This is a genomic window from Macellibacteroides sp., assembly GCF_050251695.1.
GTDB classification, from domain to species: Bacteria; Bacteroidota; Bacteroidia; order Bacteroidales; family Tannerellaceae; genus Macellibacteroides; species Macellibacteroides fermentans.
In genome coordinates, this window is sequence record NZ_JBFWMI010000002.1 from 88,342 (window position 1) to 95,788 (window position 7,447).

General features: G+C 38.2%; 7 protein-coding genes. 2 read left to right on the plus strand and 5 right to left on the minus strand.

Going from position 1 to position 7,447, the window contains the following annotated elements:
• Window positions 1-93: 93 nt before the first annotated feature.
• The 5 genes from AB7E53_RS00800 to AB7E53_RS00820 all read right to left on the minus strand — a co-directional run bounded on the left by AB7E53_RS00800 (window position 94) and on the right by AB7E53_RS00820 (window position 4,661).
• On the minus strand, window positions 94-1,626 hold the full coding sequence (locus AB7E53_RS00800) for a DUF4435 domain-containing protein (protein ID WP_446773613.1): 1,533 nt from the start codon (window positions 1,624-1,626) through the stop codon (window positions 94-96).
• A gap of 171 nt (window positions 1,627-1,797) precedes the next feature.
• Window positions 1,798-3,060, minus strand: a complete 1,263-nt coding sequence (locus AB7E53_RS00805) for a phosphoglycerate kinase (protein WP_079683211.1) — start codon at window positions 3,058-3,060, stop codon at window positions 1,798-1,800.
• A 122-nt stretch (window positions 3,061-3,182) separates the two neighbouring features.
• Window positions 3,183-3,644 carry a hypothetical protein gene (locus AB7E53_RS00810; RefSeq protein WP_179398334.1) on the minus strand — a complete coding sequence of 154 codons (462 nt, stop codon included), beginning with the start codon at window positions 3,642-3,644 and terminating at the stop codon, window positions 3,183-3,185.
• 35 nt (window positions 3,645-3,679) lie between these two features.
• Window positions 3,680-4,270 (minus strand): HD domain-containing protein, encoded by a 591-nt coding sequence (locus tag AB7E53_RS00815; RefSeq protein WP_446773615.1) that lies wholly within the window; start codon window positions 4,268-4,270, stop codon window positions 3,680-3,682.
• A 115-nt stretch (window positions 4,271-4,385) separates the two neighbouring features.
• Window positions 4,386-4,661, minus strand: a complete 276-nt coding sequence (locus tag AB7E53_RS00820; RefSeq protein ID WP_079683214.1) for a hypothetical protein — start codon at window positions 4,659-4,661, stop codon at window positions 4,386-4,388.
• 92 nt (window positions 4,662-4,753) lie between these two features.
• Here AB7E53_RS00820 and panB point away from each other — a divergent pair, with 92 nt between their 5' ends.
• Together panB and proS are read left to right on the plus strand one after the other, a co-directional pair.
• On the plus strand, window positions 4,754-5,575 hold the full coding sequence (gene panB, locus AB7E53_RS00825) for a 3-methyl-2-oxobutanoate hydroxymethyltransferase (RefSeq protein ID WP_079683215.1): 822 nt from the start codon (window positions 4,754-4,756) through the stop codon (window positions 5,573-5,575).
• Window positions 5,576-5,799: 224 nt separating this feature from the next.
• Window positions 5,800-7,281 (plus strand): proline--tRNA ligase, encoded by a 1,482-nt coding sequence (gene proS, locus AB7E53_RS00830; RefSeq protein WP_179398319.1) that lies wholly within the window; start codon window positions 5,800-5,802, stop codon window positions 7,279-7,281.
• Window positions 7,282-7,447: the final 166 nt, after the last annotated feature.

Genomic DNA, 7,447 nt, shown 5'->3' on the forward strand with positions numbered 1-7,447 from the left:
AATAAACTGTTAAGAATTTAACTATCTGTTTCTTTTAAATTGAACACAAAATAACAACTTTTTGTTGAATTTACCAGCCTTTATCTTGATTATTTACGCACCCAGAGATGCTTTGATTGCCTTTCTGATTAATTCTGCATCTTCCATGTTCTCTTTTAAAATAGATAGAATAAGATTCAGGTAGTTTTCCTTATTGTTTATTCCTAAAATAGGACATAAACGGCTTTGGGGAAGCATTCCTTTCTGATTATAAACACGTAATATTTCCTGGTAATTTGATGTGCTGATAAATGACCTGAATTCGGTTTTTATGTCATTATAAAGCTCGTAGACATTTATATTATGTTCTATCATCTCAATGTGTGCAGCCAATTCTTCAACTGAACCTATCTTCCTGTCGGTAGTTGCTTCCAGCTTTTTTCTTACCCGATGTTTCGCGTGAAGGATAATCTGACTCTCCAGATCTTTCTCGAACAGACGAATAACATTTTCTTTTATTTGTAAAAATACTTCCTCCGAATTTTTCATCAATCGTCTGGCAACTGTTTTTATAACAGATTCAATCATTAAAAGATTCTCAACCTCGGCTACATCCGGAACAAATATGTTTTGTTCTCTCAGATAATCAATTTCGCCCTGAGTGCGCCTGTCACGATCTACAATCCCTTTCGATTCAAGGGTGTGGAAATCTTTAAGCTGGCCAAACGCCTTTGTTGTTTCAATTACTTTTTGGCATCCACCCATGGGCTTTACTAAATAGTCGGGAAAGATGTAAGGATATAATCTGCTATCAATACTATTGGAATCGTTACCTTCGATAAAGAGAATGGGTTTTCTACTGCCCAAAAGTTCAAGATAAACCTCTTCCGGATAGCTTTCATTACTTTCTATTATTTCGTAATCCCAGCACTGTTCGTCTGCCTCGTACGAGCGCACCCAGATTCGTTTACCTTCGGATCTCGCCGTTGCGAAAGCAATGTCGTGGGTCAGATATATATAGGTACAATCCGGTCTGCAGGACTCAATTTCGTTCCAAAGAGTATTTTTAATTGAGTCATGGAGCAATACTTCGGGCTCTTCAATGATAAGTATCGCATTTGGTTTTGCACATAGTATGGCTCCAATCAAATAAAAAACAATCTTTTCGCCATCACTCATCCGTTCGGCTGTATATGAATCTCCATCTCTGGATGTTGATGTTAATTCGAAAAAACCCGATTTGCGTACCAAGCGGTTGTGGGGAAACATCTTTTCCCATATACCTTGTATAATGTCAATTTTGGTGATAGGAGGTGGAAGTCCCGGCGATGTTTTGCTTATTTCTTTGTAATTCACAGCAGTTTCGAATTCTTCCTGCTGTAGTCGTAATGTAAGTTTCTGATATTCTGAGAGCATGGATATGCTTGACCGTTCTGCTGCAAGGGTTTTAAGAGTGAGGGTGTCACTCGTAATAAAAAGGGCCCGCATGCCCGAAATATTTACGGCATAATCCGAGTATCGGGAAACAATATCTTTTCCAAACGAGCTTTTGCCGGATCCATTTGCTCCTATAACCACAAGTACTCCCGGATTTTCGATGACAGGAGTATCTGAAGAGTTTAATTTTTTAGGAAGTATCAGATTCATAAGATTCGTGATTAGTATCTTTAATTAAGGTTCAAAGATAGGAATTTTTGTTATTCAGCACGCTATTAAGTTGTACGAAACCGTAGTTAAGGATACGGATGAAATCAATAGAGTAGGGGAAAAAGAAAAGGGCACTGTCAGGTGCCCTTTTTCTTTAAAATTTATATTGGATTAATATCCTCTGATTGCTTCGATACCTGGAAGAATTTTACCTTCGATTGCTTCAAGCAATGCTCCACCACCTGTTGAAACATATGAAACACCGTTAGCCAAGCCAAATTTGTTTACACAAGCAACAGAGTCGCCACCACCTACAAGAGAGAATGCGCCATTCTTTGTTGCTTCAACAATTGCTTCGCCAACAGCAAGTGAACCGTGTGTAAAGTTTTCGAATTCAAATACACCTGTAGGACCGTTCCAAAGAATTGTTTTTGATTTTTTAATCACTTCAGCATATTCGGCTTCTGTCTTAGGACCGATATCAAGACCTTGCCATCCGTCAGGAATTTGATCTGCATCTACCAATTGAGTATTAGCATCGTTGCTAAATTTATCAGCAATTTTAGCATCGCAAGCAAGAATCATGTTTACATTATTTGCTTTAGCTTTTGCAAGCAGTTCAAGAGCAAGATCAAGCTTGTCGTCTTCACAAATTGAACTACCGATATGGCCACCCAATGCCTTAGTGAATGTAAAGGTCATACCACCTGTTATAATCAGGTTATCTACCTTTCCAAGCAGATTCTCAATGATTTCAATTTTAGATGAAACCTTTGATCCACCCATGATTGCTGTAAACGGACGATTGATTTCGCTCATTACTTTTTCAACTGCAAGCACCTCTTTTTCCATCAAGTAACCAAACATTTTGTTGTTGATGTCAAAATAAGCAGCGATCAAAGCAGTTGAAGCGTGCGCACGGTGCGCTGTACCAAATGCATCGTTTACATAACAATCAGCCAAAGATGCTAATTTCTTAGTAAACTCTTTCTGGCTTTCTTTAACGGCTTTTTTAGCAGCTTTCTTTTCTTCTTCTGAAGCATCTTCTGCTAAACCTCTTGGTTTACCTTCTTCTTCAGCATAAAAACGAAGATTTTCAAGCAACAGAGCTTCACCTGGTTTTAGTGCAGCTGCTTTTGCAATTGCTTCTTCACCAACACAGTCATTTGCAAACTGTACGTTAACGCCAAGCAATTCCGAAACGTGAGAAAGAATATGTTTCAAAGAATATTTTTCAGTAACGCCTTTCGGACGACCAAGGTGTGAACCAATAATCGGGCTTCCTCCATCGGCAAGAATTTTCTTCAAAGTAGGAAGAGCTGCACGAATACGGTTGTCGTCTGTGATGTTGAAATTCTCATCCAGGGGAACATTGAAGTCTACCCGAACAAATGCCTTTTTACCGGCAAAATTGAATTTTTCGATTGTTTGCATAACTATTATTTTTAGAATTATGTTTGACTTTGTTAACGCCCCGCAAACTTACACAAAATTATTCGACAAGAAGTGCAAAAGCAGATAAAAATACATATCAATGATTAAACTCTTTTTTTATTTCAGTCTGTCAATTTAAATCTCAGACGAAGTCTTCCTTCTTGAAAATCGTAGTTTAAAAGCTTAAAATGGCCAATTTCAGAGGTGTTGGATACATGCGCACCAATACATGCACAAATGTCATAATCGCCAATGCGGATAATTCGTAACATTTCACTCGCATCTTCCGGCAGTTTACTTAAGTCTACCAATCCGGATGCATCATTTATATGCATGAACTCTTCTTTTACATCCAGGTTGCGGTCAATAACTTCATTCACGATACGCTCTACCTCAAGCATAGTTGCTTCATCCGGCTCTTCCGGAAGCAGATAATCACATTTCGATTTTTTCCGTTCAATATGACTATTCTTTGAGCGCGGACACCCGAACATTCTTACCATAGTCTGATTTAAAATATGTTCTGCCGTATGCATTGGGGGGTACTCGTTCTTATTGTGCTCATTTAAAAGAATCTCTTTCATCCTTCTTCCTTTTTCTTCTATTTCTTATTAATAATTTATTTCTTCAAGATACCCTTGTCTACAGATTCGTTTAAAAGATTCTCAGCATATTCCCAAAGTGTGTCCGATCCTTTATTGATTGATTTTTTTTGGGTGTATACTTCGTTATAAGTAACATTATACTTATCCCATGTTCCGCCGTTATTCGAGAAGTTCTGCAACAAAGGCTCAAGTTTGTCTAATGATTTGGCAAATTTTGCATCATCAGTCTCTCCATCCTCAAATTCTTTCCAGAGATCAATCAATTCTTTAGCCTGATTTTCCGGTAATAGTCCGAAAATTCGTTTTGCTGCAGCAAACTCTTCTTCTGTATTTTTATGGCTTTTTGATTTGTCATAAACAAATACATCTCCGGAATCTATTTCAACTATATCATGTATTAAAACCATTTTTATAACTTTCAGGATATCGACCGGTTTGTTTGAATGTTCAGAAAGAGCTATTGCCATCAGAGCTAAATGCCAGCTATGTTCTGCATCATTTTCGGGTCGGTCGCTGTTGAGTAAACAGGTGCGACGTTGAATGTATTTGATTTTATCTATCTCTTTAATAAATTGGATTTGTTTAAGTAAGTCATTTGTAATCATATGTCAAGTATCATTATTTTGATTCTAAAATGTTATTTCTGATTGTTCAAATATATAAGCTATAAATAGTGAAGGGGAATATATTCATTCCCCTTCTCCTGTTATATTGTCGAAATTATTCATCTCTTCTTTTACGCATGGCCAGTCGATTGAGCTTTCCTTGTAATTTCATAATTTCAATAAGAGATAATTTTTCAAATGCCTCTATGGATAAATCGGGATCAGTTTCGGTTATAGTTACTGAGGGTGTTATTTTAGACTTTTGTTCGTTTAATACTTCAAATAACATAGTAAAAAGTTCGGCAGACTGAATCCCGTTCGCTCTGTTAAAAGACTCAGTTAAGTCATTCTTAAGTTTTTGTACCAGAGTGTATTTAGGCCTTCTTCCCATAGGTGATTAGAATTTATTGAGTTAATATTTTCACAAATATAAAAATAAAATAGATACCTTTGCGGCATCCTATAATAAAAAAATGATAAATAATGTCAGTACATCAATCGGAAGATAACAGAAAAGTGACGACTCATCGTCTCGTCGAGATGAAACAGAGAGGAGAGAAAGTTTCCATGTTGACTGCTTATGACTATTCAATGGCCAAAGTTATTGACGAGGCTGGAATGGATGTAATTTTAGTGGGTGACTCTGCTTCAAATGTTATGGCTGGAAATGTAACAACTCTTCCTATGACTTTAGATCAGATGATTTACCATGGAACTTCGGTCGTAAAAGCTGTAAAAAGAGCCCTTGTGGTTGTAGATATGCCATTCGGTACTTACCAGGGAGATGCTAAAGTAGCTTTAGCTTCGGCTGTGCGTATCATGAAAGAAACCGGTGCAGATTGTTTAAAGCTGGAAGGAGGTTCTGAAATACGTGAATCACTTGAACGTATCTTATCGGCCGGTATTCCAATCATGGGACATCTGGGTTTAACACCACAATCTATCAATAAATTTGGCACATATACTGTTCGGGCCAAGGAAGAGGCCGAAGCAAATAAGCTAATTGAAGATGCTCATTTCCTGGAAGAAATAGGTTGCTTTGCAATTGTACTGGAAAAAATACCAGCGAAATTGGCTGCACGTGTTGCTTCTGAACTTACAATTCCAATTATTGGAATCGGAGCAGGAGGGGGTGTTGATGGACAAGTTTTGGTTATGCACGACATGCTGGGTATCAACCAAGGTTTCTCACCTCGTTTCTTGCGTAAATATGCCAATCTTCACGAAGAGATTACCAAGGCGGTAAAAAGCTATATCAAAGATGTGAAAACATCTGATTTCCCAAACGAAAAAGAGCAATATTAATTTTATCGCTCATAAGTTTCAAGGTAAAAGGGAGTCTCACCAACAGAGACTCCCTTTTAGTTGGCAAATAAGTTACATATATTATCCTCAAACAGAGAAAGAGCTGTTTTTATATTTTGAGCTCTTTTTATATGCTTCAATGTATGTTAGCTTATGCTAAATTTTATACCTTTGCAGCTTATTGGATAAGTAAAAAAGAAACAATATAATATTAGAAAATTAAAATGGCAAAAGAGCTTAAAGAACTCACTCCCCGTAGTGTAAGTTACTCGCAGTGGTACCAGGATCTGGTTATTAAGGCTGATTTGGCAGAAAACTCTGCTGTACGAGGTTGTATGGTAATTAAACCTTATGGCTATGCCATCTGGGAAAAAATGCAACGTATTCTGGATGATAAATTTAAGGAAACAGGTCACTCCAATGCCTATTTCCCGTTGTTTATTCCCAAGTCATTCTTGAGTAAGGAGGCCGAACATGTGGAAGGTTTTGCTAAAGAATGTGCTGTAGTAACACATTACCGTCTTAAAACAAATCACGATGGAACAGGGGTTGTTGTAGATCCTGAAGCTAAGTTGGAAGAAGAACTGATTGTTCGTCCCACATCCGAAACAATTATATGGAATACATATCGTAACTGGATTCAATCTTATCGTGACCTTCCTATTCTGGTAAATCAGTGGGCCAATGTTGTTCGCTGGGAAATGCGTACCCGCTTATTCCTTCGTACAGCCGAATTTTTATGGCAAGAAGGCCACACTGCCCATGCAACGAAGGATGAAGCAGAAGCGGAAGCAAGGCAAATGCTGGAAGTATATGCCGATTTTGCAGAAAAATATATGGCTATGCCCGTTGTAAAGGGAGTAAAATCTGCCAGCGAGCGTTTTGCCGGAGCGTTAGATACTTATACGATTGAAGGATTGATGCAGGATGGTAAAGCTTTGCAAAGTGGTACATCTCACTTTTTAGGTCAGAATTTTGCCAAAGCATTCGATGTAAAATACATTGATAAAACAGGTAAGAGTGAATATGTTTGGGCAACTTCCTGGGGTGTTTCAACCCGTTTGATGGGAGCCTTGATTATGTCTCACTCAGACGACAATGGTTTGGTGTTGCCTCCTAAGCTGGCTCCGATTCAGGTTGTGATTGTTCCTATTTATAAGAATGATGAGCAACTTAAACTGATTGATGAAAAGATTTCAGGCATAGTTGCAGGGCTTAAGTCTTTAGGAATTTCTGTTAAGTACGACAATGCCGATAATAAAAAGCCGGGATGGAAATTTGCCGAATACGAACTAAAGGGTGTACCTGTTCGTCTGGCTATGGGTGGTCGCGACCTGGAGAACAATACCATTGAAGTGATGCGTAGGGATAAACTCGAAAAAGAAACAGTTTCTTGCGAAGGTATCGAAGCATATGTTAAGAATTTATTGGACGACATCCAGGAAAATATATTCAAGAAAGCATTCGATTATCGTACAGCAAATACAGTTTCTGTTGATAGCTACGACGAATTCAAACAAAAAATTGAAGATGGCGGATTTATCCTAGCGCATTGGGATGGTACTGCAGAGACAGAAGAGCTTATTAAGAATGAAACAAAGGCAACAATACGTTGTATACCTTTGGAAGGAGATAAAACTCCGGGTGTTTGTATGGTTACAGGTAAGCCATCGGCACAAAGAGTTGTATTTGCCCGTGCATACTAATAACTTTAAATAAAAAGGGTGACTCAAGCAATTGAGTCACCCTTTTTATTGTTCGCCCAGCACGAACGTATTCTAACGGGTGCAAGTCCCCAACGCGCCCTAACAGCGGGAAGCGTCCAGCCAACGACAAGGGTGTTCATCGCGAGGTGTAATCTGAAGGAAGTCT

Coding starts and splice junctions, on each gene's coding strand:
- proS (WP_179398319.1), top strand. CDS start 5,800: ATGGCAAAAGAGCTTAAAGAACTCACTCCCCGTAGTGTAAGTTACTCG.
- AB7E53_RS00800 (WP_446773613.1), bottom strand. CDS start 1,626: ATGAATCTGATACTTCCTAAAAAATTAAACTCTTCAGATACTCCTGTC.
- AB7E53_RS00810 (WP_179398334.1), bottom strand. CDS start 3,644: ATGAAAGAGATTCTTTTAAATGAGCACAATAAGAACGAGTACCCCCCA.
- AB7E53_RS00815 (WP_446773615.1), bottom strand. CDS start 4,270: ATGATTACAAATGACTTACTTAAACAAATCCAATTTATTAAAGAGATA.
- AB7E53_RS00805 (WP_079683211.1), bottom strand. CDS start 3,060: ATGCAAACAATCGAAAAATTCAATTTTGCCGGTAAAAAGGCATTTGTT.
- AB7E53_RS00820 (WP_079683214.1), bottom strand. CDS start 4,661: ATGGGAAGAAGGCCTAAATACACTCTGGTACAAAAACTTAAGAATGAC.
- panB (WP_079683215.1), top strand. CDS start 4,754: ATGTCAGTACATCAATCGGAAGATAACAGAAAAGTGACGACTCATCGT.